This is a genomic window from Pseudomonas sp. BF-R-24 (assembly GCF_019947335.1).
Classification (GTDB): Bacteria; Pseudomonadota; Gammaproteobacteria; order Pseudomonadales; family Pseudomonadaceae; genus Aquipseudomonas; species Aquipseudomonas jessenii.
Genome location: NZ_JAGYGG010000056.1, coordinates 1 through 24,687 on the forward strand (window position 1 = coordinate 1; position 24,687 = coordinate 24,687).

Annotated in this window: 24 protein-coding genes; 7 read left to right on the top strand and 17 right to left on the bottom strand. The window is 61.2% G+C overall.

Going from position 1 to position 24,687, the window contains the following annotated elements; translation table 11 throughout:
• Positions 1–105 precede the first annotated feature (105 nt).
• Both KGA98_RS26660 and sugE read left to right on the top strand, forming a co-directional pair.
• Positions 106–1,071: a bile acid:sodium symporter family protein gene (locus KGA98_RS26660; RefSeq protein WP_150814129.1), complete on the top strand. Its 966-nt coding sequence runs from the start codon at positions 106–108 to the stop codon at positions 1,069–1,071.
• Positions 1,072–1,202: 131 nt separating this feature from the next.
• On the top strand, positions 1,203–1,517 hold the full coding sequence (sugE, locus tag KGA98_RS26665) for a quaternary ammonium compound efflux SMR transporter SugE (protein WP_007977599.1): 315 nt from the start codon (positions 1,203–1,205) through the stop codon (positions 1,515–1,517).
• A gap of 125 nt (positions 1,518–1,642) precedes the next feature.
• On the opposite strand, the gene KGA98_RS26670 is transcribed toward sugE, so the two are convergent.
• The 4 genes from KGA98_RS26670 to KGA98_RS26685 all read right to left on the bottom strand — a co-directional run bounded on the left by KGA98_RS26670 (position 1,643) and on the right by KGA98_RS26685 (position 6,435).
• The gene (locus KGA98_RS26670) at positions 1,643–3,517 is read right to left on the bottom strand and encodes an MFS transporter (protein WP_218542815.1); all 1,875 of its coding nucleotides are present in this window, start codon (positions 3,515–3,517) and stop codon (positions 1,643–1,645) included.
• Between the two features lie 110 nt (positions 3,518–3,627).
• Positions 3,628–4,779 carry a TDT family transporter gene (locus KGA98_RS26675; protein ID WP_154860723.1) on the bottom strand — a complete coding sequence of 384 codons (1,152 nt, stop codon included), beginning with the start codon at positions 4,777–4,779 and terminating at the stop codon, positions 3,628–3,630.
• Positions 4,780–4,884: 105 nt separating this feature from the next.
• Positions 4,885–5,196, bottom strand: coding sequence for a cupin domain-containing protein (locus tag KGA98_RS26680; RefSeq protein WP_154860724.1), 312 nt, complete (start codon positions 5,194–5,196; stop codon positions 4,885–4,887).
• Positions 5,197–5,244: 48 nt separating this feature from the next.
• The gene (locus KGA98_RS26685; protein ID WP_218542814.1) at positions 5,245–6,435 is read right to left on the bottom strand and encodes an MFS transporter; all 1,191 of its coding nucleotides are present in this window, start codon (positions 6,433–6,435) and stop codon (positions 5,245–5,247) included.
• Positions 6,436–6,583: 148 nt separating this feature from the next.
• Here KGA98_RS26685 and KGA98_RS26690 point away from each other — a divergent pair, with 148 nt between their 5' ends.
• Positions 6,584–7,120 (top strand): TetR/AcrR family transcriptional regulator, encoded by a 537-nt coding sequence (locus KGA98_RS26690; protein WP_150814133.1) that lies wholly within the window; start codon positions 6,584–6,586, stop codon positions 7,118–7,120.
• Between the two features lie 229 nt (positions 7,121–7,349).
• Positions 7,350–10,820: a PAS domain-containing hybrid sensor histidine kinase/response regulator gene (locus KGA98_RS26695; protein ID WP_150814134.1), complete on the top strand. Its 3,471-nt coding sequence runs from the start codon at positions 7,350–7,352 to the stop codon at positions 10,818–10,820.
• 171 nt (positions 10,821–10,991) lie between these two features.
• On the opposite strand, the gene rmuC is transcribed toward KGA98_RS26695, so the two are convergent.
• Both rmuC and KGA98_RS26705 read right to left on the bottom strand, forming a co-directional pair.
• Positions 10,992–12,356, bottom strand: coding sequence for a DNA recombination protein RmuC (gene rmuC, locus KGA98_RS26700; RefSeq protein ID WP_162252406.1), 1,365 nt, complete (start codon positions 12,354–12,356; stop codon positions 10,992–10,994).
• A gap of 175 nt (positions 12,357–12,531) precedes the next feature.
• The gene (locus tag KGA98_RS26705; RefSeq protein WP_090453933.1) at positions 12,532–12,855 is read right to left on the bottom strand and encodes a hypothetical protein; all 324 of its coding nucleotides are present in this window, start codon (positions 12,853–12,855) and stop codon (positions 12,532–12,534) included.
• A 1,007-nt stretch (positions 12,856–13,862) separates the two neighbouring features.
• Here KGA98_RS26705 and KGA98_RS26710 point away from each other — a divergent pair.
• The 3 genes from KGA98_RS26710 to KGA98_RS26720 all read left to right on the top strand — a co-directional run bounded on the left by KGA98_RS26710 (position 13,863) and on the right by KGA98_RS26720 (position 16,275).
• Positions 13,863–14,087, top strand: coding sequence for a hypothetical protein (locus KGA98_RS26710; protein ID WP_008051046.1), 225 nt, complete (start codon positions 13,863–13,865; stop codon positions 14,085–14,087).
• 278 nt (positions 14,088–14,365) lie between these two features.
• Positions 14,366–14,848 carry a hypothetical protein gene (locus tag KGA98_RS26715; protein ID WP_007984504.1) on the top strand — a complete coding sequence of 161 codons (483 nt, stop codon included), beginning with the start codon at positions 14,366–14,368 and terminating at the stop codon, positions 14,846–14,848.
• 146 nt (positions 14,849–14,994) lie between these two features.
• A complete protein-coding gene (locus KGA98_RS26720) occupies positions 14,995–16,275 on the top strand; it encodes an OmpP1/FadL family transporter (RefSeq protein ID WP_057715795.1) in 1,281 nt (426 codons plus the stop codon).
• A gap of 180 nt (positions 16,276–16,455) precedes the next feature.
• Here KGA98_RS26720 and KGA98_RS26725 read toward each other — a convergent pair whose 3' ends face one another.
• The 11 genes from KGA98_RS26725 to KGA98_RS26770 form a co-directional block, all read right to left on the bottom strand.
• Positions 16,456–17,022 (bottom strand): glutathione peroxidase, encoded by a 567-nt coding sequence (locus KGA98_RS26725; RefSeq protein WP_090453930.1) that lies wholly within the window; start codon positions 17,020–17,022, stop codon positions 16,456–16,458.
• Positions 17,023–17,077: 55 nt separating this feature from the next.
• Entirely contained in the window at positions 17,078–17,200 is a 123-nt protein-coding gene (locus KGA98_RS28465) for a hypothetical protein (protein WP_008051054.1), read from the bottom strand.
• Positions 17,197–18,405, bottom strand: a complete 1,209-nt coding sequence (locus KGA98_RS26730) for an MFS transporter (protein WP_057715797.1) — start codon at positions 18,403–18,405, stop codon at positions 17,197–17,199. The genes KGA98_RS28465 and KGA98_RS26730 overlap by 4 nt, the downstream gene beginning before the upstream one ends.
• 52 nt (positions 18,406–18,457) lie before the next feature.
• The gene (locus KGA98_RS26735; RefSeq protein ID WP_046037619.1) at positions 18,458–18,862 is read right to left on the bottom strand and encodes a MarR family winged helix-turn-helix transcriptional regulator; all 405 of its coding nucleotides are present in this window, start codon (positions 18,860–18,862) and stop codon (positions 18,458–18,460) included.
• 173 nt (positions 18,863–19,035) lie between these two features.
• Positions 19,036–19,767 (bottom strand): adenosylcobinamide-GDP ribazoletransferase, encoded by a 732-nt coding sequence (locus KGA98_RS26740; RefSeq protein ID WP_218542813.1) that lies wholly within the window; start codon positions 19,765–19,767, stop codon positions 19,036–19,038.
• Positions 19,768–19,769: 2 nt separating this feature from the next.
• Positions 19,770–20,345, bottom strand: a complete 576-nt coding sequence (gene cobC, locus KGA98_RS26745; RefSeq protein WP_218542812.1) for an alpha-ribazole phosphatase family protein — start codon at positions 20,343–20,345, stop codon at positions 19,770–19,772.
• Positions 20,342–21,397, bottom strand: a complete 1,056-nt coding sequence (gene cobT, locus KGA98_RS26750) for a nicotinate-nucleotide--dimethylbenzimidazole phosphoribosyltransferase (RefSeq protein WP_218542811.1) — start codon at positions 21,395–21,397, stop codon at positions 20,342–20,344. Before cobT ends, cobC begins: the two co-directional genes overlap by 4 nt.
• Positions 21,394–21,915, bottom strand: coding sequence for a bifunctional adenosylcobinamide kinase/adenosylcobinamide-phosphate guanylyltransferase (cobU, locus tag KGA98_RS26755; protein WP_218542810.1), 522 nt, complete (start codon positions 21,913–21,915; stop codon positions 21,394–21,396). Before cobU ends, cobT begins: the two co-directional genes overlap by 4 nt.
• A gap of 122 nt (positions 21,916–22,037) precedes the next feature.
• Positions 22,038–23,489: a cobyric acid synthase gene (locus tag KGA98_RS26760; RefSeq protein ID WP_218542809.1), complete on the bottom strand. Its 1,452-nt coding sequence runs from the start codon at positions 23,487–23,489 to the stop codon at positions 22,038–22,040.
• Positions 23,486–24,478, bottom strand: coding sequence for a threonine-phosphate decarboxylase CobD (gene cobD, locus KGA98_RS26765; protein ID WP_218542808.1), 993 nt, complete (start codon positions 24,476–24,478; stop codon positions 23,486–23,488). Before cobD ends, KGA98_RS26760 begins: the two co-directional genes overlap by 4 nt.
• Positions 24,471–24,687, bottom strand: a 217-nt coding sequence (locus KGA98_RS26770; RefSeq protein WP_223504611.1) for a cobalamin biosynthesis protein, incomplete at its 5' end; no start/stop codon positions are given. The genes cobD and KGA98_RS26770, both read right to left, overlap by 8 nt.

Below are 24,687 nucleotides of genomic sequence, written 5' to 3' on the forward strand. Positions count from 1 at the left end.
AGCGGAGTGTCAGTCAGTATCTATGTCGACTGACACTCCGCTTTCGCGAGCAAGCCCGCTCCCACATTTGGTTTTGTGGTGCTACTTAATAAAAAGGATCAGGCCATGCGCGCACTGGCTGCATTAAGTCGTTTTGTCGGCAACACCTTCGCTTACTGGGTACTGATTTTCGCTGTCGTGGCGTTTCTGCAGCCGGCATGGTTCATCGGCCTCAAAGGCGCCATCGTGCCCTTGCTGGGGCTGGTGATGTTCGGCATGGGCCTGACCCTCAAACTCGAAGACTTCGCCGAAGTCGCTCGCCATCCTTGGCGCGTGGCCCTGGGCGTGGTTGCCCATTTCGTGATCATGCCGGGCGTGGCGTGGTTGCTCTGCCAGGTGTTCCACTTGCCGCCGGAAATCGCCGTCGGCGTGATTCTGGTCGGCTGCTGCCCAAGCGGTACCTCGTCGAACGTGATGACCTGGCTGGCCCGTGGCGACCTGGCGCTGTCGGTGGCCATCGCCGCCGTCACCACCCTTCTCGCCCCGCTGCTGACCCCAGCCCTGATCTGGCTGCTGGCCTCGGCCTGGTTGCCGGTGTCGTTCATGGAGTTGTTCTGGTCGATCCTGCAAGTGGTGCTGTTACCGATCGTGCTGGGCGTGGTTGCCCAACGGGTGCTCGGCGACAAGGTTCGCCATGCCGTGGACGTGTTGCCGCTGGTGTCGGTGGTCAGCATCGTAATCATCGTCACCGCAGTCGTCGCCGCCAGCCAGGCGAAGATCGCAGAGTCCGGTCTGTTGATCATGGCCGTGGTCATGCTGCACAACAGCTTCGGCTACCTGCTGGGCTACTTCACCGGGCGCCTGTTCAAGCTGCCTCTGGCCCAGCGCAAGTCCCTGGCCCTGGAAGTCGGCATGCAGAACTCCGGATTGGGTGCCGCATTGGCGAGTGCACACTTCTCGCCACTGGCGGCGGTGCCGAGCGCCTTGTTCAGCGTGTGGCACAACATTTCCGGGGCATTGCTTTCGACGTATTTCCGCCGCATGAGCGAGAAACAGGATCGGGAAATGGCCGCGCAACAGGCCAGTAACTGACTCGCGATCTTGATCTAAAAACTTGATCCCCGGGTTAATGCTGGGCACTATACTGCGCAACGCGAGGACGACCTCGCGGCTCGATCGAGTCATTAATCAGGGGACGACCCCGTCAGACGATGGAGGTCTTCATGTCCTGGATCATTCTGTTTTTCGCCGGCCTGTTCGAAGTGGGCTGGGCCGTCGGCCTCAAGTACACCGACGGCTTCACCCGCCCGCTCCCCACTGTGCTGACCGTTGCGGCCATGGCTATCAGCCTTGGCTTGCTCGGCCTTGCAATGAAGGAATTGCCGCTGGGTACGGCCTATGCGATCTGGACCGGTGTCGGCGCCGTGGGCACGGTGATCGCCGGGATCATTCTGTTTGGCGAGTCCATGGCGCTGGTGCGGTTGGCGAGTGTGGCGTTGATCATTTCCGGGCTCGTTGGCCTGAAGGTCAGCGCCTAGGCCACTATTGCCTTCGCGAGCAAGCCCGCTCCCACATGGGATCGTCAGTGAACACAAAGTTTGTGTACGACTGAGATCAAATGTGGGAGCGGGCTTGCTCGCGAAGAGGCCGGTAGAATCACCGATTATCTTACGGCCCCACGCAAATCCCCCACCAATGCCTGCAACTTGACCGGCTCCGCCACCTCAACCGCCACCGCCGGCCCTGCCACCAACGTCACCCGCGACCACAACCGGCGAAACAGCCCTTTACCCGGATCGCGGCTGAAGAAACTCCCCCACAACCCCTGCAAAGCCAACGGAATCACCGGCACCGGGGTCTCTTCGAGAATCCGCGTCAAGCCGCCCTTGAACTCGTTGATCTCGCCATCGGCGGTCAATTTACCCTCGGGGAAAATGCACACCAGCTCACCGTCCTTCAGATACCGGGCAATGCGCGTGAAGGCTTGTTCATATATCTGGATGTCTTCCTGGCGCCCGGCAATCGGAATCGTCCCCGCGGTACGGAAGATGAAGTTCAGCACCGGCAGGTTGTAGATCTTGTAGTACATGACAAAGCGAATCGGCCGACGTACCGCGCCGCCAATCAGCAAGGCGTCGACGAATGACACGTGATTGCACACCAGCAACGCCGCGCCTTCATCGGGAATCAAATCCAGATTGCGATGTTCGACGCGGTACATGGAATGGCTGAGCAGCCAGATCATGAAACGCATGGTGAACTCGGGGACGATCTTGAAGATGTAGGCGTTGACGCCGATGTTCAGCAACGACACCACCAGGAACAGCTGCGGGATCGACAGTTTGGCCACACTCAGCAAGACGATCGAGACAATCGCCGACACCACCATGAACAATGCGTTGAGGATGTTGTTGGCGGCAATCACCCGCGCCCTCTCGTTCTCCGCGGTACGCGACTGGATCAGCGCGTAAAGCGGCACGATATAGAAACCGCCGAAGACACCCAGGCCGAGGATGTCGAGCAACACCAGCCAGGCGTGGCCAAAACCGAGGATCTCGATCCAGCCATGGCCGGCGGCGCTTTCCGGTATTGAGCCGGAATGCCACCACAGCAGCAGGCCGAAAACGGTCAGGCCGAACGATCCGAGCGGCACCAGACCAATCTCGACTTTGCGCCCGGAGAGTTTCTCGCACAGCATCGAACCCAATGCGATGCCGACCGAGAACACCGTCAGAATCAGCGTCACAACGGTTTCATCGCCGTGCATCCATTCCTTGGCATAGGCCGGGATCTGCGTCAGGTAAATCGCCCCGACAAACCAGAACCACGAGTTGCCGACAATCGAGCGTGACACCGCCGGTGTTTGCCCCAGGCCCAGCTTCAACGTGGCCCAGGACTGGCTGAAAATGTTCCAGTTCAGGCGCATTTGCGGCGTGGCCGCTGCCGCCCGGGGAATGCTGCGGCTGGCCAGGTAGCCGAGCACCGCAATGCCGATGATCGCCGCGGACACCACCGGCGCGTAATGCGCCGAAGACATCATGACCCCGGCGCCAATAGTACCGGCCAGGATCGCCAGGAAGGTGCCCATTTCCACCAGGCCGTTGCCGCCTACCAGTTCATCTTCCCGCAGGGCTTGCGGCAGGATCGAGTACTTCACCGGCCCGAACAGCGCCGAATGGGTGCCCATGGCGAACAGCGCCAGCAGCATCAACGACAGGTGATCGAACATGAAGCCGACGGCGCCGACCGCCATGATGGCGATTTCCCCAAGCTTGATCAGGCGGATCAACGCGTCCTTGGCGAACTTTTCCCCGAATTGCCCGGCCAGGGCCGAAAACAGGAAAAACGGCAGGATAAACAGCAGCGCACACAGATTGACCCAGACAGAGCGGTCACCTTCGATGGTCAGTTTGTACAGAATGGCCAGGATCAACGACTGCTTGAACACGTTGTCGTTGAACGCCCCGAGGGACTGGGTGATGAAGAACGGCAGGAAGCGCCGGGTACGCAGCAAGGTGAACTGTGAGGGGTGACTCATCTTCCATGTGTCCCTGGATTGTGGCTGGAGATCGGGTAAAGAATGGCCTGGATACAGTAATTGGAGTATCGAACGTCGATCCAGGCCACACCTTACCTAATCTTTGCCGGTTATTTCTTCAATCCGGCAATGCACGGCGAGACAAACAGCTCGCCACGCCAGGCGCCCAGCACCGTGCGCTTGCCGACGATCAGCCACATCACCGCCAGCAACGCCACCAGCACGCAGCCGAACACACTGAAGAACATCAGGCTCAAGATACTGGCCAGTTTCAACGTCGCTAGAGAATAGACGCCCAGCGGGAAAGTGAAGCCCCACCAGCCAAGATTGAAGGGAATGCCGGCACGCAGGTAGCGCACAGTGATCAGCAACGCCATCAGCATCCACCACAGGCCGAAGCCCCACAGGGTGATGCCGGCCACCAGACCCAGTCCAGCGGCAATTTCACCGATTCCCGGCATGCCGTTGGCCGCGAAAATCAGCGGTGCATCACCGCCCAGTACCAGCATGCCCAGCGCACCGGTGCCGATCGGGCCAAGGGCCAGCCAGCTCGAGGCGGCCATGTTTTCGTGGGGCAGTTTATGCAGGGCCATGCGCAGCAACAGAATGGTCAGGATGCTGAAGGCCACCGGCAGGGAAAACGCCCAGAGCACATAGCTGGTCACCAGCACCACCAGTTGCGAATGAGCGTCGGCCAAATGCGGCGCCAACAGGCCCCCGCTGGCGGCCGCCACTTCTGCCGCGACCACCGGCAACAACCAGACCGCTGTCATCTGGTCAATGCTGTGCTCCTGACGGGTGAACATCATGTAGGGAATCAGCACGCCACAGGCCAGCGACATCGCCACATCCAGCCACCACAGCACCTCGGCGAGGTGAATCACACCGTCGCCCCAGCGCGGCAGGCCAAACACCAGGAAGCCGTTGATGATGGTCGCCAGCCCCATGGGGATGGTGCCGAAAAACATCGAAACCGTGGAATGGCCGAAAATCCGCCGTGCCTCGTCGAAAAACAGCACCCAACGCGCCGTGTATACCGCCGTAAACAGCAGGAACAGAGCGATATTGAACAGCCAGAGGGCTTCGGCAAAGGCGTGTAAGGCAGGTGTGGCGACCGGCAACTGCGCCAGTGCCAACGCCAGCACCCCGGTGCCCATGGTGGCCGCGAACCAGTTGGGGGTGAACTGGCGGATCACCTCGCGGGGATGCTGCAAATGACTGAAAGGTTTGATTCCGGGCTTGATGCTATTGGCGCATGTCATGGCGAACTCCTGTCCTCTCGTGAGGTAGAGCCCATGTTAGATCCGAATAGAATATCTATATAACGGGTAATATCTCTATATCTTATCGATATCACTTATATAGCGTCAGACACTCCCTTCCGATTCGATCACCAATATCCGAGCCGGTCCTACCGGATGCGCCACATGCTCAGTGCCAACCGAGGCATGAAAAATGTCACCGACTTCCAGCAAAGCTTCCTGCTCCACCCCCTCTTCGCGATAACGCATCCTGACCCGACCATCGAGCACCACGAACACTTCCTCGCCATCGTTGACGTGCCACTTGTAGGGTTGATCGGTCCAGTGCAGCCGCGTGGTGATGCCGTTCATGCTGGCGATGTCCAGCGCGGCCCAGGCACGCTCGCCAGTGAACGACTTGCTGCGGATGATCTTCATGGTCCGATCCTTCGAGTGAATTGAGTGGGTGCCAAGGCTAACTCAATTCTACCGGTTGGCCTCGCAGACCCTGGCCGAACGTGATCGCAGTAGACTCGCCATTGCGCTGAGAGCCAGCACAATCAGCATCGCACCATAACCATCGGTCGTTGCCACCAGACCAAAAGTCCGCTCCAGGTTCCCGGCCAGTAGCGCCGGGAGGCAGAACGCCAGATAACTTAGCGCATAATATGCCGACATCAACCCGGCGCGCTCATGGGGCAAGGCCTGCGGCACCAGACTGCGCACCGCCCCGAGGAAACCGGCGCCGAAACCGCAACCGGCGACCAGCGTGCCGAGGAAAAACAGCGGCAAACTGGCGCTGTGCACGCCCAGTAGAATCAGGGCGACTCCCGCCGGCAGCGAACAAGCGCCCAGTTGCAGCGCCTTGGTCGCAGCCTGATTGCGCAGGGTGTAAATCATCAGGGCGCCGGTCACCGTCAAGGCGGCGACGGTCGCCCCGCCAATCAGATTCGAGGTCGAGCCAGTCGCCGTGCGCACCAGCGAAGGTGCCAGCGATGCGTAAAAACCGCCGAGCGCCCAGACCGCCGTGTTGAGCGGCAACACCCGCCACAAAGTGGAACGTGCCTGAGCCGGCACATGCAGGGTCGGTCGCAATGAGGCCCACACACCAGGCTGGCGCGAGACGCTTTCCCGCAATCGCCAGACATACACGGCCTGCATCGCGAACAGGGCCAGCAGCAGCCAGAAGGTCAAATGCAGCGGCGCGGGGGCAAACTCGGCCAACACACCACAACCCAGCGCCCCCAGAGCCATCCCGAGTAAAGGCGCGACGCTGTTGACCAGCGGCCCTTGCTCGCGGTCGGTGTCGAGCAGCGCTGCACTCAGAACCGCGGTTGCCATGCCGGTGGCGAACCCCTGCAGCACCCGGGCACTGATCAGCCAGGCGACGCTGTCGGCATGGATAAACAGCAACATCGCCAGGATGTTCAGCATCACCGCCGTAAAGATCACCGGTTTGCGCCCCAGGTAATCCGACAGCGAGCCGACCGTCAGCAACGCCGCCAACAGGCTGAGGGCGTACACGCCGAAAATCAGGGTCAAGGTCGCTGCCGAAAACTGCATCTGCTCCTGATACAGGTGATACAGCGGCGTCGGCGCAGTGGAGGCCGCCAGGAAGCTGAGCAAGGTAACGGCCAGAAACCACAGGCTGGCACGATTTGAATGAGAACCGGGCATCGACACACTCCGCAAAAGCTAATTTTTTGCTTTTGCGGAGTGTGCTACTGGATCCCTCTTAAAGCAAATTCTTTGTGTTAAGGTCCGATGCATGGCTTTCAGGACCGGGTGCCAGCCGCAAGACCCGGTGCAATACAGGAAACACAGGATGACAGTTCCCACATTACGCCCCGGCGGCCGCAGCGCCCGGGTGCAAGAGTCGATTCATTCGGCCGTGCGTCAACTCCTTGAGGAGCAGGATCGCGCCAGCGTGACGGTGCCGCAAATTGCAGCGCGCGCGGGCGTCACGCCGTCCACCATCTATCGACGCTGGGGCGATGTGTCGGCGCTGCTGGCAGACGTCGCCCTCGCCCGCATGCAGCCCGACAACGAGCCGGCCAACACCGGCAGCCTTCACGGCGACGTGCGGGCCTGGGCGGAGCAGTACCTGGACGAGATGAGCTCCGAACCCGGCCGCAACATGCTGTGCGACGTGCAGGCGGCACTTAAGCCGAGTTATTGCGCGACCATCATTGGCGGGCAATTGCAGACGATTCTGGATCGCTATCCGGATGAGCCCAGGCCCAGTGTCGATCGGTTGATCAATCTGATCGCCGCGCCGACGGTGTTTCGCATCCTGTTTGCCGAGGCGCCATTGGAGCTTGAAGAACTGCATCGTTTGATCGAAATCGCGTTGATTCCGTAATACCGCCCTTCGCGAGCAAGCCCGCTCCCACATTCGAGCGGTTTCCTTCAGGAAAAACGCGATCAACTGTGGGAGCGGGCTTGCTCGCGATGGGGCCCGTCCAGACACTGCAAATCCCCCTGCGACACCCCGCCACGCCACGACCTTGGTCGACACTGACTAACGCTGGCGGTCGTGCGAGACTGTCTGTCCGGGCGGGAGGTCCGGATGTCTTTTGTCTGGAGTCCCCATGTCGCTGTCCACCGGGCTGATTGCCGTCGTCGCCCTGGCCTATATGGCCATCCTGTTCGCCATCGCCTTCTATGGCGACCGTCGCAGCGCGCCCTTGCCGCCGCGTGTGCGAGCGTGGGTGTATAGCCTGTCGCTGGCGGTCTACTGCACCAGCTGGACCTTTTTCGGCGCCGTGGGCCAGGCCGCCGAACAGCTCTGGTCGTTCCTGCCGATCTACCTCGGGCCGATCCTGTTGCTGGTCGGCGCGCCGTGGGTCCTGCAAAAAATGGTGATGATCAGCAAACAGGAGAACATCACCTCGATCGCCGACTTCATCGCCGCACGCTATGGCAAATCCCAGTCGCTGGCGGTGGTGGTGGCGCTGATTTGCCTGGTCGGTGTGTTGCCCTACATTGCGCTGCAGCTCAAAGGCATCGTGCTCGGCGTGAACCTGCTGATCGGCGCCGGTGCCGACGCCATGGGCACCCGCGCCCAGGACACCGCTCTGATTGTGTCGCTGGTGCTGGCGCTGTTCACCATCGTCTTCGGTACCCGCAACCTCGACGCCACGGAGCACCACCGCGGCATGGTGCTGGCCATCGCCTTCGAATCATTGGTGAAGCTGTTCGCGTTTCTCGCCGTCGGTGCCTTCGTGACCTACGGCCTGTACGACGGTTTCGACGACCTGTTCGACCAGGCCATGCTTGCGCCGCGCCTCGAACAGTACTGGAAGGAAACCATCAACTGGCCGTCGATGGTGGTGCAGACCGGTGTGGCGATGATGGCGATCATTTGCCTGCCACGGCAGTTCCACGTGACCGTTGTCGAGAACATCGATCCCCAGGATCTGCGCCTGGCCAAGTGGGTATTCCCGGCCTACCTCGCCCTCGCCGCCTTGTTTGTCGTGCCGATCGCCCTGGCCGGCCAGATGATGCTGCCCAGCTCGGTGTTGCCCGACTCGTTCGTCATCAGCCTGCCCCTGGCCCAGGCGCATCCGGCATTGGCCCTGCTGGCGTTTATCGGTGGCGCATCGGCCGCCACCGGCATGGTGATCGTGGCCAGCGTGGCACTGTCGACCATGGTGTCCAACGACATGCTGCTGCCTTGGCTGCTGCGTCGTAACAACGCCGAGCGCCCGTTCGAAGTGTTCCGCCAGTGGATGCTGTCGGTGCGCCGCGTCAGCATCGTGGTCATTCTGCTGCTGGCCTACGTCAGTTATCGCCTGCTGGGCTCGACCGCCAGCCTGGCGACAATCGGCCAGATCGCCTTCGCTGCCGTGACCCAACTGGCCCCCGCCATGCTCGGTGCCCTGTACTGGAAACAGGCCAACCGCCGCGGCGTTTTCGCTGGCCTCGCCGCAGGCACCTTCCTGTGGTTCTACACCTTGATCCTGCCGATTGCCGCCCTCAGCCTCGGCCTGTCCTTGAACACGTTCCCGGGGCTGGCCTGGTTGCACAGCAATCCACTGAACCTGCCGATCACCCCGCTGACCCAGGGCGTGGTGCTGTCGCTGGCAGGCAACTTCACATTGTTCGCCTGGGTCTCGGTGCTGTCCCGCACCCGGGTTTCCGAGCACTGGCAGGCAGGCCGCTTCATCGGCCAGGAAATCAGCGCCCGCCCCAGCGCACGCTCGATGCTGGCAGTGCAGATCAATGACCTGCTGCAACTGGCGGCGCGCTTCGTCGGCGAAGAACGCGCCCGTCAAAGCTTCATCCGTTTTGCCTATCGCCAGGGCAAGGGCTTCAACCCGAACCAGAACGCCGACAGTGAATGGATCTCCCACACCGAACGCTTGCTGGCCGGTGTGCTTGGTGCCTCTTCGACCCGCGCGGTGGTAAAAGCCGCCATTGAAGGCCGCGAGATGCAACTGGAGGACGTCGTGCGCATCGCCGACGAAGCCTCGGAGGTGCTGCAATTCAACCGCGCCTTGCTGCAAGGCGCCATCGAGAACATCACCCAAGGCATCAGCGTGGTCGACCAGTCGCTGAAACTGGTGGCCTGGAACCGTCGCTATCTTGAGCTGTTCAATTACCCGGACGGCTTGATCAGTATCGGCCGCCCCATTGCCGACATCATTCGCTACAACGCCGAGCGCGGATTGTGCGGCCCCGGCGAAGCCGAAGTGCATGTTGCCCGCCGCCTGCACTGGATGCGTCAGGGCCGCGCGCATACTTCCGAGCGGATGTTCCCCAATGGCCGGGTGATCGAACTGATCGGCAACCCGATGCCCGGCGGCGGCTTCGTCATGAGTTTCACCGACATCACCGCGTTCCGCGAAGCCGAACAGGCGCTGACCGAAGCCAACGAAGGCCTGGAGCAACGGGTCACCGAACGGACCCACGAATTGTCGCAGCTCAACGTTGCCCTGACCGAAGCCAAAGGCACCGCCGAGGCGGCCAACCAGTCCAAGACCCGTTTCCTCGCGGCCGTCAGCCATGACTTGATGCAACCGTTGAACGCGGCGCGGCTGTTCTCCGCCGCCCTCTCCCATCAGGAAGATGGTTTGTCCGGCGAAGCGCAGAAACTGGTCGAACACCTGGACAGCTCGCTGCGCTCGGCCGAGGACTTGATCAGCGACTTGCTGGACATTTCCCGCCTGGAAAACGGCAAGATCAACCCGAATCGCCAGCCATTCGCCCTCAACGATCTGTTCGATACCCTCGGTACAGAGTTCAAGGTGCTGGCGCGAGAGCAAAAACTGGAGTTCCGGGTTCGCGCAAGCACGTTACGGGTCGACAGCGACATCAAGTTGCTGCGACGGATTTTGCAGAACTTCCTGACCAACGCTTTCCGCTACGGCAAAGGGCCGGTATTACTGGGGGTTCGCCGGCACAAGGATCAACTGTGCCTGGAAGTCTGGGACCGCGGGCCAGGTATTCCGGAAGATAAACTGCAGGTGATTTTCGAAGAGTTCAAGCGCCTCGACAGCCACCAGACACGGGCCGAAAAAGGCCTCGGTCTGGGGCTGGCGATTGCCGACGGGCTATGTCGCGTGCTCGGTCATACCTTGCGCGTACGCTCCTGGCCGGGACGCGGTAGCGTGTTCAGCGTCAGTGTGCCGCTGGCCCGGGCGCAAACCGCAGCGCCGGTCAAGGTCGCCGAGCTCAATGGCAAATTGCTCAATGGCGCGCAGGTGCTGTGTATCGACAATGAAGACAGCATCCTGATCGGCATGAACAGCCTGCTCAGCCGCTGGGGTTGCCAGGTCTGGACCGCGCGCAATCGCGAGGAATGCGCCGCGTTGCTGGGCGAAGGCATGCGCCCGCAATTGGCGCTGGTGGACTACCACCTCGATCATGGCGAGACCGGAACCGATTTGATGGCCTGGTTGCGCACGCAAATGGGCGAGCCGGTCCCTGGCGTGGTGATCAGCGCCGATGGCCGGCCGGAGACGGTCGACCTGGTGCATGCCGCAGGGCTGGATTACTTGGCCAAACCGGTGAAACCGGCGGCGTTGCGGGCGTTGTTGAGCCGGTACATACCGTTGTAACGAGGTTCAACACAGCCTCCTGTGGCGAGGGGGCTCGCCCCCGTTGGGCTGCGCAGCGGCCCCAAACCATTCAATGAGCCTCTTCAGATAAAACGCGTTGCCGGACTGACGACTGCTGCGCAGCCGAACGGGGGCAAGCCCCCTCGCCACAAGGTCCACGCTCGCCCGGGGCTACTCCGGTAACTCGACCAGCCCATCCACATCGGTCATCGCCCGCTCCAGCAAGTCCGCCGGCAGACTCTTGCTTGCCCGCGCGCCCAGCAGCTTGAGTTGTTCACTGCGACTGACCAGGTTGCCGCGCCCCTCTGTCAGCTTGTTGCGTGCCGAACTGTAGGCCTTGTCCAGTTGCTGCAAGCGATTGCCGACCTCGTCCAGATCCTGGATGAACAGCACGAACTTGTCGTACAGCCACCCGGCCCGCTCGGCGATTTCCCGGGCATTCTGGCTCTGGCGCTCCTGCTTCCAAAGGCTGTCGATGACGCGCAGGGTCGCCAGCAACGTGGTGGGGCTGACGATCACGATATTGCGGTCGAATGCCTCCTGAAACAGCGTCGGCTCAGCCTGCAACGCGGCAGAAAACGCCGCCTCGATCGGCACGAAGAGCAACACGAAATCCAGGCTGTGCAAGCCATCGAGGCGCTTGTAATCCTTGCCGGCCAAGCCTTTGACGTGATTGCGCAACGACAGGACGTGCTGCTTGATGGCGATCTGGCCGATGGCCTCGTCTTCAGCCGCGACGTATTGCTGATAGGCCGTCAGGCTGACCTTGGAGTCGACCACCACCTGCTTGTCGCCCGGCAGATAAATGATCACGTCCGGCTGGAAGCGCTCGCCGTCCGGCCCCTTGAGATTGACCTGAGTCTGGTACTCGCGGCCCTTCTCCAGCCCCGCATGCTCGAGCACGCGCTCAAGAATCAGCTCGCCCCAATTGCCCTGGGTCTTCTGCCCTTTCAAGGCGCGGGTCAGGTTGGTGGCTTCATCGCTCAAGCGCAAATTCAGCTGTTGCAAGCGCTCCAGCTCCTTGGCCAGGGAGAAACGCTCACGGGCCTCGTTCTGATAGCTTTCCTCGACACGTTTTTCGAAGGACTGGATGCGTTCCTTGAGTGGATCGAGCAACTGCCCCAGGCGCTGCTGGCTGGTTTCGGCAAAACGCTGCTCGCGCTCATCGAAAATTTTCCCCGCCAGCTCGGCAAACTGCGCGCGCAACTCGTCTCGCGAACCTTGCAGGTCGTTGAGGCGTTGCTGATGGCTGTCCTGTTGCTCGCGCAATTCGGCGTTGAGCGACGCGGCCTGGGCATCCAGACGGCGCAATTCGGCTTCTTTGCCGGCGCGTTCGATATTCCACGCATGGGCGGCGTCCCGAGCGTCGTCGCGCTCGATCTGCAGCAATTCGACTTCACGACGCAGCGCAGCCAGATCAGCTTGTTTGGCGGCGTTGGCCTGGGTCAGATCAGCCGCTTCATCGCGGCTGGATTCGAGTTGTGCATTCAATCCGTCCTGCGCCAGTTGCGCCATGGCCAGGCGTTCTTGCAGCAGCGCGACATCGGCTTGCGTGGTGCTGGCCCGACGCTGAAGTTGCCAGGCCAATACCAGCAACGGCAACGCAGCCGCTGCCAGCCCCAGCAATACGCTGGTCAAGTCCATTGCCATAGCCACTCCTGCCATTCGGATAAAGCCTGAAGGTTAACCAAGGCGTCCGGTCTTGGACAGCTCAGTCTTCGATCAGCCCCAGTTCCTGTTGAGCGCGGTGATCGCCTGCCCGAGCGGCCTGACGCAGCAGGTCCTGACCGATCCGGCGGTCGCGGGCATTCCCGCATTCGCGGCACATCAACTGGCCAAGGCGACTTTGCGCAGCCACCACGCCTTCACGGGCCGGTTGCTTGAGCAAACGTCCGGCGATGTGTTTGACGTTACGGTTTTCGCCCAGATGCGGACTGTCCAACAGCCACTCCGCCACGCGCATGGAAAAGCGCTTGGTAGGGGCAACAGGGGGCGGTGTGGAGGAAGAGGAAACAGGGGCTGAGCGAAACTTCATAAAGCACTGTGGGGCAGATCAGAAGGCGCGCAACTTTACTCTCTTTTTCTTACAGGTAAAGCTGAAAATATCCCGGCACGCCCGTCCTAGAGCAAGCGCTCGGGACAATCCACAGAAGCTGTGGATAACTCAGTGGACAACCGCCCTTGAACTCGCTCAAAGCCCTGTGGAATGGGGCTCGCAGTCAAACTGACGATTTTTTCACCAGTAAAAAAAAGCGATGTTTTTCATTGACTTAAATTTTGGTTACAGGCAGCCATTACGCTTGAACGTGAGATGACAGCGGGGTGACAGACCGCGCAACTAATGTGCACAAGTGCCTTTACGATGGTTATATCCATGCACTTTTTCGGCGCATTTTTTTGTCATGCCTGGGGATAAGCCCTGGCAAACCCGGTGTCCAGACGGCTGCGCTGCTACAAACGTCGATGACCGATGGTCGGATTTTGTCCCGAAACAGGGCGCATGAATCCCAGGTATTGCAGCTTTATGCGCGCCTCCACAAGACAAAACAGCCCCATCAGGCACCGGCCAGGAAACTTTTTTCGCTACCACACTTCCATTGGCCAGTTCAATCCGTTAGTATCCGCGGCGTTAGTACCAAGCTGAAAGTCAATTCTGGTCGAACAAATCCCCCCGGTCAGCCTTCCCGACGGAAGCCTCCACCGAACAAGCGGGATCGACCACCTCGATGGTTTCCAGGTAAATCTTGCGCCAACACAACCTTTGAATCGAAAGCAAAGGATGTTGCTCCGCCTGCCTACTCTGCTCGAACCAACCTGCAAATTGATCAGGATCTTCACCCCGGGCCCAGAACCTTTGCCCTCGATGTGTTGCCTGCCCTCCTAAGTACCTACCTGCCAGCCCAAGCGCGCCAACTTATCAGCGCTTCAAACTGGCTGCTTTGTTCCAGTCGGGTTCTTCGTTCGATCAATGGTGATCGACGTTACTGGAACGTTTTAACGTTGCACGGTTCTTATCCGTGTCATTTGTAGGAACACCCAATAATGTCTACTCAAATCCAGACTCAGGATGCCATTCGCACCCTAACCAACGCTTTTGCACCAATGAACTGCCTGATCATGGCCGCTCGCAAAGGCTGCTTCAGCTTCACCCTGGTCAACGAACACGGCATCGCTCGTCACAGCGAACGCCTGTACCCCGATCAATACTCCAGCGCCGAGCCGCTGCAGGCCGTGATCGAGCGTACCCGTCAGGCACTGGTTGCCTGAAACGCCAGAAAGGCTGAAAAACCCAAAAGCCCTGCCCGAAAAGCAGGGCTTTTTATTGCCCGATATTTCCCTTTCCTCGAATCACGACTAAGCACGATCCGATATAACGGTTATAACTGATCGCTGGAAATATTTTAAAAACAGGCCTTTACAGCGCGAATATGACACTACACTTCAACTCAAGCGGCTTGACCCGCTTGCGGCGAGCCTGAGTCGATTCACTGCTGCCAAGCCCCCCCCTTCAGGTATCGCCGTCCATTTCAGGTTTCGAGGGTTTTATGGGTATCGCTGCCAGCGAACTGTGCCGTTATGTGATTCGTCCGACCTTGATCTACCTCGGACGCCATAGCGCTACGGCCGAATCCCTGCTGTTGGGCATTGCCGCCAGCCAGTCCGCCCTTGGTTCCGCCCTGCATGACCGCCGTGGGCACGGCCTGTACCGTATCGCCGAGCCCCGTCACCAGGCCCTTTGGGACCATTACCTGGCCCTTGATCCGGAGCGTGCGAGCCTGGTCCGCGGCCTGGCCAGTCAGCATGCGTTCCTGAGTGGCCCGCACCTCGAGTTGACCGTCAACCTGCGTTACGCCACTGCCATCGCCTGGCTGCTGGTGGAAGAACAGAACACCCCCCTCCCCGCCCCTGATGATTTGCTGGGTATGGCCAGAATCTGGCGCCAGACATTTCAGCCCCAGGGACGTCTGCGTGATTTCACCTGCGCCTGGCAAACCTGTGTTTCACCGTTGAATCAGGTAGCCTGCTGACACACCTGGATCCAAAGATCGCGCAACACGCCGCGATTTTGGTCGGATTGTCCTACAAAACCGCTCTAAATCAAGGCATACAGCCTATGGCGCCGGGACGAAAATGTTGGTAATTTTCGCCCCGGTGATCACCAGGAGTTCTAATAATGAAAAAAGTAATGCTCAAAACCACCATTAGTCTCGCCGTTGCCATGGCATCCACCCAGATCTTTGCAAGTGGCTTTGCCCTCAACGAACAAAGCATCAGCGGGATGGGGTCAGGTTTTGCCGGGCGATCTTCCTCTGCCGACGACGCATCCACCATTTTTGGCAACCCTGCCGGCATGTCGCGCATCAAGCGCGAACAAGTCACCGGCGGTGTTGCGATGATCGACGCACACACTGACATCAGCCACGCAAGCTCCTCCCCGAACAATCGTGGCAGCAATGACGGCGACATGGTTCCGTTCATCGCCGTGCCCATGGGTTACTACGTCAAGCCAATCGACGACCATTGGGCCTTCGGTATTGGCATATACGCCCCGTTCGGCCTGGTAACCGACTACGAAAACGGCTTTGAGGGTCGTTACTTCGGCAGCAAGAGCGAAGTCAAGATCGTCACCGTGCAACCGACTGTCAGCTACGCCTTCAACGACAAGGTTTCCATCGGTTTCGGCCCGACCATCAACCGCATCGACGGCAGCCTGGAATCGAACATAACGGCCTTGCCGACCTTAACGAATTTGCCCGATGGTCATGTCAAGATCAAGGGTGACGACACCGCCCTGGGCTACAACATCGGCGTGCTGGTCCAAGCCACCGACAGCACCCGTGTCGGCCTGACCTACCACTCGAAAGTGAAGTACAAGCTCGAGGGTGACACCAAGGTCAACTACAACCTGCTGGGCCTGGTCGGCCAGAACCCGAGCCAGAAATACGACGCTTCGCTGGATGTGACCACGCCTGAATCGGTGGACTTTTCGGTCACTCACCAGCTCGACGACAAGTGGACTCTTTACGCAGGCAGCACCTGGACCCGCTGGAGCCGCCTGAAAGAAATCACCGTTGAAAACACAGGTGTTCCGGCGGTTCTGAACGGCCAGTTCGGCACCATCACCGAAGAACAGAACTGGCACGACACCTGGGCTCACGCCATCGGCGCGTCCTACCAGTTGAACAAGCAATGGGTACTGCGTACCGGCCTGTCCGTTGACCAGGCACCGACCAACAACGTCGACCGTTCCCCACGCATCCCGACTGGCGATCGCACGATTTTCAGCGTGGGCGCCGGCTGGAGCCCGACCGACGACCTGACCATCGACCTGGCGTACTCGTACCTGCGCGAGGAATCGGTGAAGGTCAACGGCGACGACCATGGCCAGACCTACAACGCCAAGTATGACAACTACGCGAACGGCTTCGGTCTCGGTGCGACCTACCGCTTCTGATGATTCCCGGCGAGCCTGAACCGCTCGCCATCGGAATCAAAAAAGCCCCGCTCTCCTCACGGAGGCGGGGCTTTTCATTTGTAGGAGCGAGCCTGCTGGCGATGAACGCGAACGATGACGCGTACTTTCAGGATTTACGAGACGCCTTGAGGTTTTCGCGAGCAAGCTCGCTCCTACAGGTCAGGGGGTCGAAACAAGTGGTGGCGAAGCCAGGGCCTTTTCCACCGCCGCAATGAACTCGGGATCGTCCGGCTTGGTCAGGCTGGAGAAATTGGCGACCACCTTGCCTTGGCGGTCCACCACATACTTGTAGAAATTCCACTTCGGCGCGCTGCTTTGACTGGCGAGGACCTTGAACAAGTGCGTCGCATCGTCGCCGCGAACCCTTTGCGGCTCGGTCATGGTGAAGGTCACACCATAGTTGACGTAGCAGACCTTGGCAGTCTCGGCGCCATCCTTTGACTCCTGCTTGAAGTCATTGGACGGAACGCCAATTACCTCCAGCCCTTGATCCTTGAAGCGCTGGTTCAGCGCCTCAAGGCCTTTGAACTGCGGAGCAAAGCCACAGAAGCTTGCGGTATTGACCACCACCAACGGTTTACCGGCGAAGCGCTGGCACAAATCGATGGATTCCTTGGCGCGCAGCTTTTGCAGTGATCCTTGCAACAGCTCCGGGCACTCGGCCGCGTAGGCCAGCCCGGTAAACGCCACCAGCAACGCGGGAACTGCAATCCAGCGCATCAGCATGTCGGTGCACCCTTGATAATTCGTCAAAAGCGACGTTACTCGCCCTCGCCGCTCGCTAGCAAGCACCCATGCCCAACTGCATCAGCGCCAGCCCGCCCTGATGCCAGCCCCACCACGACAACGCCAGCAATAAGGCGCAGACGGCGGCGACAGCGATCCGTGGCCAAAGGTTGTTCATATCGCACTCATTTGTGATTGCAGACGCTCTACCGGCCGCTCACGCACCGGCCAGTTGAGGGCAGCGGCCAACAGGCTCAAGAGAATCGCCACTTGCCAGATCAAGTCATAACTCCCGGTTCGGTCATACACCACGCCACCCAACCAGCCGCCCAGGAACGAACCGAGTTGGTGAAACAGGAAAACAATCCCACCGAGCATGGACAGGTTTCGCACACCAAACAAGGTCGCCACCGTACCGTTGGTCAATGGCACCGTCGACAACCACAGGAAACCCATGGCCATGCCGAAAAGATAAGCCGTGGTGGTGGTCACCGGTGCCCACAGGAACAACGCAATGACCACCGCCCGCAGCAAGTACAACCCGGTGAGCAAACGCGGCTTGGACATGCGCCCGCCGAGCCATCCCGCGGTATAGGTGCCGAAGATGTTGAACAGGCCGATCAGTGCCAGCACCGTGGTGCCGACCGTCGCCGGAAGGTGTTGATCCACCAGATAGGCCGGCAGGTGCACACCGATGAACACCACCTGGAATCCGCACACGAAAAAGCCGAACGCCAGCAGCCAGAAGCCGGAATGGGAGCAGGCTTCGCGCAGCGCTTCGCCAAGGGTCTGTTCGTGGCCCAGGACGGGCAGCGGCTTGTCCTTGAGCATGCCCACCAGCGGCACGATCAACGCCACCAGCAAGCCCAGCGCCAGCAGCGCCGCGGACCAGCCAAGCCATCCGATCAATCCGAGCGTGCCGGGCAACATCGCGAACTGGCCGAACGAACCGGCCGCACTGGCGATCCCCATGCCCATGCTGCGTTTTTCCGGTGGCACCGCGCGGCCGACCACCCCCAGAATCACCGAGAACGACGTACCCGACAGTCCGATGCCGATCAGCAGGCCGGCACTCAGGGACAGGGTCATCGCCGAGTCGGAGAGCCCCATGCAAATCAGCCCGGCCGCGTACAGGACGCCACCGATCAGCACCACTTTCGCTGCGCCGAAGCGGTCGGCCAGGGCACCGGTGAATGGCTGGGCGAGGCCCCAGATCAGGTTTTGCAGGGCGATGGCGAAGGCAAAGACTTCACGGCCCCAACCGAACTCGGCGCTCATCGGCGCCAGAAACAGCCCGAAGCCATGGCGAACCCCCAGAGACAACGCAAGGATCAGCGCACTCCCCAACAGAACCCAGCCGCAAGTACGCCACATCGATGTCATTGTTGTTCTCCAATAGCGGGTATATACCCGCTTAAGATCGAAAAAACCGGCATCATGCCAGTTCGTCCAGCAGCTTCAATAAAGTTTCACGCTTCTCGGCGCCCAGGCGATCGATCAAGCGTTGCTGTGCGGCTTCCCAGGCCGGCAAGGCCGCCTTGAGACGCTCTGCCCCGGCCTCGGTCAGCAGGACGATGCGATTGCGCATGTCCTCGCCCTCGACCAGCGTCACCAGGCCATCACCCTCCAGCACCCGCAAATTGCGCCCCAGGGTGCTGCGGTCCAGGCCCATGGCCTCGGCCAGGGTCGAGATGCTCGGCTGATCCAGACGCTGCAGATTGCACAGCAAAGAATACTGCGCAACGTTGATCCCGAAGCCGTCGAGAGCGCCGTCGTAGTGCCTGCTGACGCCACGGGCGGCGCGACGCAGGTTGATGCATAAACATTGGGAATCGAGCATGGTGCGTGTATATACCCGCGAGTCGGTTAAATCAAGTGGCATGGGGTTTGTTCAGTGATTGGGCGGTGTCCTGTAGATCGCCATCGCGAGCAAGCCCGCTCCCACAGTTGATCGCATTCCAATGTGGGAGCGGGCTTGCCCGCGAAGAGGCCGGAACATTCAACACAACCCGATCAGGCCAACGCCAAGCCTACCAGCACTGCAACTTCCAGCAACTCCAGCATCGCGCCCGCCGTGTCCCCCGTCGTGCCGCCCAGACGCCGAAGCATTACCTGGCGCAGCCAGACAAACCCCAGCGCCGCCAACACCACCGCCAGCGCTCCACTGACGCCGGCGATCAACACACAAGCCAATGCGCTGACCGCCAACACCTGCTTGCCCGGCGAACGCGGGAGATGATCGGCCAATGCCTGGCCCAAGCCACCGGCACGCACATAGGGCGTACTCAGGAACAAGCCGAGCAATGCGCTGCGACCGATCAACGGCACGATGATCAAGGCCAGCGAATGCGGCTGCTCGATCAACGCCAGCAGTGCGGTGAATTTAAGCAACAACACCAACACCAGCGTCACCACGGCGATCGGCCCGCTGCGCGGGTCTTTCATGATGGTCAGCGTGCGCTCACGGTCGCCAAAACCACCGAGCCAGGCATCGGCGCTGTCCGCCAGGCCATCGAGATGCAAGCCACCGCTGAGCAGCACCCAAAGGCTCAGCAACAACGCCGCGTGCAGCAACGTCGGCGTGCCCAGCAGCAGCCAGTTAACCGCCCACAGAATCACGCCAAAGAGCAATCCCACCAGCGGATAAAACAGCAACGACCGCCCCAGTTCCCGGGGCTCAGGCATTCCGGGCAGGCGAATCGGCAGGCTGCTGAGAAATTGCAGGGCGATCCAGAATGGCAGCATGGTCAGAGCACTTCCTTCAACGAGCCCGCAGGCTCCACCGTCAGCGAAAACAGCGCGCCATGCCCGACCTCAACGTTGAGCAGTTGCTCCCGTGGCAGCCCGCGCGCCTGTGCCAGCAACAGACGCATCACACCGCCATGGCTGATCAGCAGAATGCGCTCACCGGCACAGGTCGCGTGCAAACGCTCCAGCGCTGCCAGCACCCGTGCCGAAAAGTCTGCAACCGGCTCACCCTGAGGCGGCGTGAACGAATAGGGATCGGCCCAGAACAAACCCAGGGCCTGCGCGTCGGTTTCCATCAACGCCGCCGCGCTCTGCCCTTCCCAGGCGCCGAAATGCAACTCTTGCAGGTCTTTGTCCAGTTGCAACGGCACACCCAGTTGCGCAGCGAGTTCCTCGGCAAACAGCGCACAACGCTGCAACGGCGAACTGACCAGCCGATCCCACGGCCCTTGCCCGATCACGGCGGCGCGCATCTGCGCCCAGCCCGTGTCGGTCAACGCATCATCGATACTGCCGCGCAGGCCGCCGCCGAGTTCGGTTTCACCGTGACGCAACAGATCCAGGCGCAAGGTCATGCCGGACGATCTGCCACGGCGGCTTCGGCAAAGGTCGCCATCTGCCCGTGCAGGTCGCAAGCCAGGCGCAGCAGCGGCACAGCCAACACCGCACCACTGCCTTCGCCAAGCCGCAGGCCGAGATCGAGCAAGGGTTGTGCATCCAGGGTTTCCAGCACATGACGATGCCCCGGCTCGGCGCCGCGATGACCGAACAACAGCCACTGACGACACTCTGGATTCAAGCGCACCGCAACCAGCGCCGCGACGCTGCAAATGAAGCCGTCCACCAGCACCGCGACACCTGCCTGGGCACACGCAAGATAGGCACCGACCAGCGCGCTGATCTCAAAGCCGCCGAGGTTGAACAGGGTCTGCAAGGCATCGCCACGCTGCGCGCCATGCAATGCCAGGGCGCGCTCGATGACCTGGGCCTTGTGGCTGACACCTTCGGCATTGAGCCCGGTGCCAGGACCGGTCAGATGCACCACCGGACAATCGAGTAGCGCACACGCCAATGCACTGGCAGCGGTGGTGTTACCGATGCCCATTTCGCCACCGATAAACAACTGCGCACCGGTGGCAATTGCCCGCTGCACGCTGTCACGACCGGCCTGCAAGGCGAGTTGCCCCTGGGCCTGGGTCATGGCCGGTCCCTGTACAAAATTCGCCGTTCCCGGGCCGACATTCAGATGACGCACGCCCGGCAGGTTCAGCGACGGCGTCACCGTGCCAAGATCCACCACCTCAAGGGAAGCGCCCAGTTGCCGCGCCAGCACGCTGATCGCCGCGCCACCGCTGACGAAGTTGAGCAGCATCTGCCCGGTGACTTCCTGGGGAAACGCCGACACGCCCTCGGCAACGACGCCATGGTCGCCGGCAAAAATCGCGATCCACACCTGCTCCAGGCTTGGCTTGACCCGCCCCTGCAATCCCGCCAGCTGCACCGCCAGCGCTTCCAGCTGACCGAGGGAGCCGGCCGGCTTGGTCAGTTGCTGTTGCCGCGCCTGGGCCTGTTCGACCGCTTGGGTATCGACCGGCTTGCACGGGTTCAGCCACCAGGATTGAGTCATAACGCAGTTCCTTTCAGAGTCAGGGGCAGGCCGGCGACGGTCAGGACGACACGCTGACAACGCTCAGCCAGAGCTTGATGCAGCCAACCGGCTTCATCGACATAGCGGCGAGTCAATTCGCCCAGCGGCACGACACCCATTCCGGTCTCGTTGCTGACAAAAATGATTTCACCCGGCAGCGACGCCAGGCAGTCCAGCAAGGCATCACGCTCGGCGTGCAAGCGCTCGGTATCGTCGAGCATCAGCAGATTGGTCAGCCACAGGGTCAGGCAATCCACCAGCAGGCAGCGGTCGACACCGGCGGACTCACGCAGCACCCGGGCCAGTTCCACCGGTTCTTCGATCAAGGCCCATTCGGCAGGACGACGGGCGCGGTGATGGGCCACCCGCTCGCTCATCTCTCCGTCCAGTGGCTGGCTGGTGGCGATGTAGGTCACGGTCAGGGCGCTGTCGATGGCGAGTTTTTCAGCCAGGCGACTCTTGCCGGAACGGGCGCCGCCGAGGATCAGTTGGAGCATGGTTACATCCTTTCAAATGGGCGGTGTGGCCACTTCAGTCTTCGCGAGCAAGCCCGCTCCCACATTAGAACGCGGTCAACTGTGGGAGCGGGCTTGCTCGCGAAGAGGCCAGAGCTTTCACCTCAAAATCCACAGAGCTGCCGCAACAGCCCGGTATCCAGATGCTTCTCCACCAGATCCGCCAGCCGCTCGATATCACGCTCGCGCAAGGCGTGGTAATCCACGGCCTGCACATCCTGCAACCCGGCCCAGCGCAGCAGTGCACTGCACGCCGCTGGCGATTCGAACAGCCCGTGCAGGTAGGTGCCGAAAATCTGCCCGTCGGCACTTTGCGCACCATCACCGCGGCCGTCATCCAGATGCACGGCGGCATGTTCCAGGGCCGGTCCGGTGGTCACGCCGGCATGAATTTCATAACCCGCCACCGGCGCATCTTCCAGCGCCAGGCGACCACGCACATTGCGCAATTGCTTCTCTTGTTCGAGCTGGGTCTGGAACGCCAGCAACCCCAAACCGGCACTGGAACCCGGCGCACCTTCGAGGCCCAGCGGGTCATGCACCTGCTCACCGAGCATCTGCAGGCCGCCACAGATCCCCAGCAGTTTCCCGCCGTAACGCAGATGCCGGGCGATGGCGGTGTCCCAGCCGTTGGCCCGCAGGTACGCGAGGTCGCTGCGCACACTTTTCGAGCCGGGAAGGATGATCAGGTCGGCGGGCGGAATCGCCTGGCCGGGGCCGATGAATTGCAGGTCCACTTGCGGATGCAGGCGCAGCGGATCGAAATCGGTGTGATTGCTGATGCGCGGCAGCACCGGCACCACCACCTTGAGCACCTGTTCGGCTTTATCGGTCTGGCGTTGATCGATGCCGTCCTCGGCCTCCAGGTGCAGATCCATCACGTAGGGCAGCACGCCGATCACCGGTTTGCCGGTGCGCTCTTCAAGCCAGTCGAGACCGGGTTGCAGCAACGCGATATCGCCACGGAAACGATTGATGATGAAGCCTTTGACCCGCGCCTGCTCACTCGGCGACAGCAGTTCGAGGGTGCCTACCAGATGGGCAAAAACCCCGCCGCGATTGATATCGGCGATCAGCAGCACCGGGCAATCCACCGCTTCGGCGAAGCCCATGTTGGCGATGTCCCCGGCCCGCAGATTGATTTCCGCCGGCGAGCCCGCACCCTCGACCATCACCAGCGGATACGCCGCGCTCAAGCGCTCGTGGGAGGCCAGCACCGCTTGCATGGCGATGGTTTTGTAGTCGTGATAGGCGACCGCATTCATGGTCGTGACAGCGCGGCCATGGATGATCACCTGGGCACCGGTGTCACTGTTGGGCTTGAGCAACACCGGGTTCATGTCGGTGTGCGGCTCAAGGTTCGCGGCCTGGGCCTGGACCGCCTGGGCGCGGCCGATCTCGCCACCGTCGGCGGTCACCGCACTGTTGAGGGCCATGTTCTGTGGCTTGAACGGCACCACCCTGACGCCCTGACGCGTGACCCAGCGGCACAACGCGGTTACCAGCGTGCTTTTACCGGCATCCGATGTGGTGCCTTGCACCATCAGCGTGGTCATTGGTTTTCCTTGGCGAAATCGTCGAACGCCAGCGCCAGTCGTACCCAGGCGATTTCGTCACCGGGCAAGCCGAATCGCAGGCTGCTGTTGTGCGTGAACAACCGCAGGAGAATGCCGCGCCGGGCCATGAATTCATGCAGCTCTTCGGCGCGCTCGGTGATCAGCCACTGGAACAGCGCACAACCGCCCTGGGGCTCGAAGCCGTGCTGTTCCAGCAACGACGCAAGGCGCTCGCTGGCCTCTTCGGTGCGCACCCGTTGCCGCGTTTGCCCCTCGGTATCGCGCAGACAGGCCTGGCCCACTACCCGGGTTGCCCCGCTCACGGCCCACGGCCCCACTTGTTCTGCCAGCAACTTGAGCAACTTGCGCTCGGCCAGCACAAACCCCAGGCGCACACCGGCCAGGCCGAAAAATTTGCCAAAGGAACGCAAGACGATCAATCCGACTTGATGGGCAAACGGCGCCAGGCTCAGTTGCGGCGTGTTGTCCATGAACGCTTCGTCCACCACCAGCCAGCCACCGCGCTGCGCCAGTCGCGTGTGCCAGTCGAGCAGCCGACTGGGGGTGAGGCTCAGGCCTGTGGGGTTATTCGGATTGACCACCACCAGCACGTCGAAACTGTCGATAAAGAAGTCGACTTCCTGCTCCAGCACTTCACGCACGATGTAGCCGTTGCGACGCCACGCTTCGGCGTGCTCGGCATAACACGGCGACAGTACGCCGACCTTGCCCGCCCGACGCAATCGCGGCAGCAGTTGAATCGCCATTTGCGAGCCGGCCACCGGCAATGCCTGCAAGGTGCCGTAGTAATCACAGGCGGCCTGCTCCAGACCGTCGTCCGCCTCCGGCAAACGGGCCCAGGCCCGCAGCGGAATATCCGGCACCGGAAACGGCCAGGGCGCAAGGCCGGTGGACAGGTCCAGCCAGTCGGCTTCATCTATGCCGTATTCGAGCGCCGCCTTGCGCAGTCGCCCACCGTGCTCAAGCATAAAATTCGGCCCCCAGGCAGAGAATCAGCAGCCATAACCATACCCCGCGCTGGACCAATTGCCAGCCCCGGTCAATCGAGTCGGCATCCGCCGGCACACCTTCGCCCAACTGCGGACGCTGATGCAGTTCGCCGTGATAAATCGCCGCCCCACCCAATTCGACACCAAGGGCACACGCCCCCGCCGCCATCACCGGGCCGGCGTTCGGG

Coding starts and splice junctions, on each gene's coding strand:
- KGA98_RS26660 (WP_150814129.1), top strand. CDS start 106: ATGCGCGCACTGGCTGCATTAAGTCGTTTTGTCGGCAACACCTTCGCT.
- sugE (WP_007977599.1), top strand. CDS start 1,203: ATGTCCTGGATCATTCTGTTTTTCGCCGGCCTGTTCGAAGTGGGCTGG.
- KGA98_RS26670 (WP_218542815.1), bottom strand. CDS start 3,517: ATGAGTCACCCCTCACAGTTCACCTTGCTGCGTACCCGGCGCTTCCTG.
- KGA98_RS26675 (WP_154860723.1), bottom strand. CDS start 4,779: ATGACATGCGCCAATAGCATCAAGCCCGGAATCAAACCTTTCAGTCAT.
- KGA98_RS26680 (WP_154860724.1), bottom strand. CDS start 5,196: ATGAAGATCATCCGCAGCAAGTCGTTCACTGGCGAGCGTGCCTGGGCC.
- KGA98_RS26685 (WP_218542814.1), bottom strand. CDS start 6,435: ATGCCCGGTTCTCATTCAAATCGTGCCAGCCTGTGGTTTCTGGCCGTT.
- KGA98_RS26690 (WP_150814133.1), top strand. CDS start 6,584: ATGACAGTTCCCACATTACGCCCCGGCGGCCGCAGCGCCCGGGTGCAA.
- KGA98_RS26695 (WP_150814134.1), top strand. CDS start 7,350: ATGTCGCTGTCCACCGGGCTGATTGCCGTCGTCGCCCTGGCCTATATG.
- KGA98_RS26705 (WP_090453933.1), bottom strand. CDS start 12,855: ATGAAGTTTCGCTCAGCCCCTGTTTCCTCTTCCTCCACACCGCCCCCT.
- KGA98_RS26710 (WP_008051046.1), top strand. CDS start 13,863: ATGTCTACTCAAATCCAGACTCAGGATGCCATTCGCACCCTAACCAAC.
- KGA98_RS26715 (WP_007984504.1), top strand. CDS start 14,366: ATGGGTATCGCTGCCAGCGAACTGTGCCGTTATGTGATTCGTCCGACC.
- KGA98_RS26720 (WP_057715795.1), top strand. CDS start 14,995: ATGAAAAAAGTAATGCTCAAAACCACCATTAGTCTCGCCGTTGCCATG.
- KGA98_RS26725 (WP_090453930.1), bottom strand. CDS start 17,022: ATGCTGATGCGCTGGATTGCAGTTCCCGCGTTGCTGGTGGCGTTTACC.
- KGA98_RS28465 (WP_008051054.1), bottom strand. CDS start 17,200: ATGAACAACCTTTGGCCACGGATCGCTGTCGCCGCCGTCTGCGCCTTA.
- KGA98_RS26730 (WP_057715797.1), bottom strand. CDS start 18,405: ATGACATCGATGTGGCGTACTTGCGGCTGGGTTCTGTTGGGGAGTGCG.
- KGA98_RS26735 (WP_046037619.1), bottom strand. CDS start 18,862: ATGCTCGATTCCCAATGTTTATGCATCAACCTGCGTCGCGCCGCCCGT.
- KGA98_RS26740 (WP_218542813.1), bottom strand. CDS start 19,767: ATGCTGCCATTCTGGATCGCCCTGCAATTTCTCAGCAGCCTGCCGATT.
- cobC (WP_218542812.1), bottom strand. CDS start 20,345: ATGACCTTGCGCCTGGATCTGTTGCGTCACGGTGAAACCGAACTCGGC.
- cobT (WP_218542811.1), bottom strand. CDS start 21,397: ATGACTCAATCCTGGTGGCTGAACCCGTGCAAGCCGGTCGATACCCAA.
- cobU (WP_218542810.1), bottom strand. CDS start 21,915: ATGCTCCAACTGATCCTCGGCGGCGCCCGTTCCGGCAAGAGTCGCCTG.
- KGA98_RS26760 (WP_218542809.1), bottom strand. CDS start 23,489: ATGACCACGCTGATGGTGCAAGGCACCACATCGGATGCCGGTAAAAGC.
- cobD (WP_218542808.1), bottom strand. CDS start 24,478: ATGCTTGAGCACGGTGGGCGACTGCGCAAGGCGGCGCTCGAATACGGC.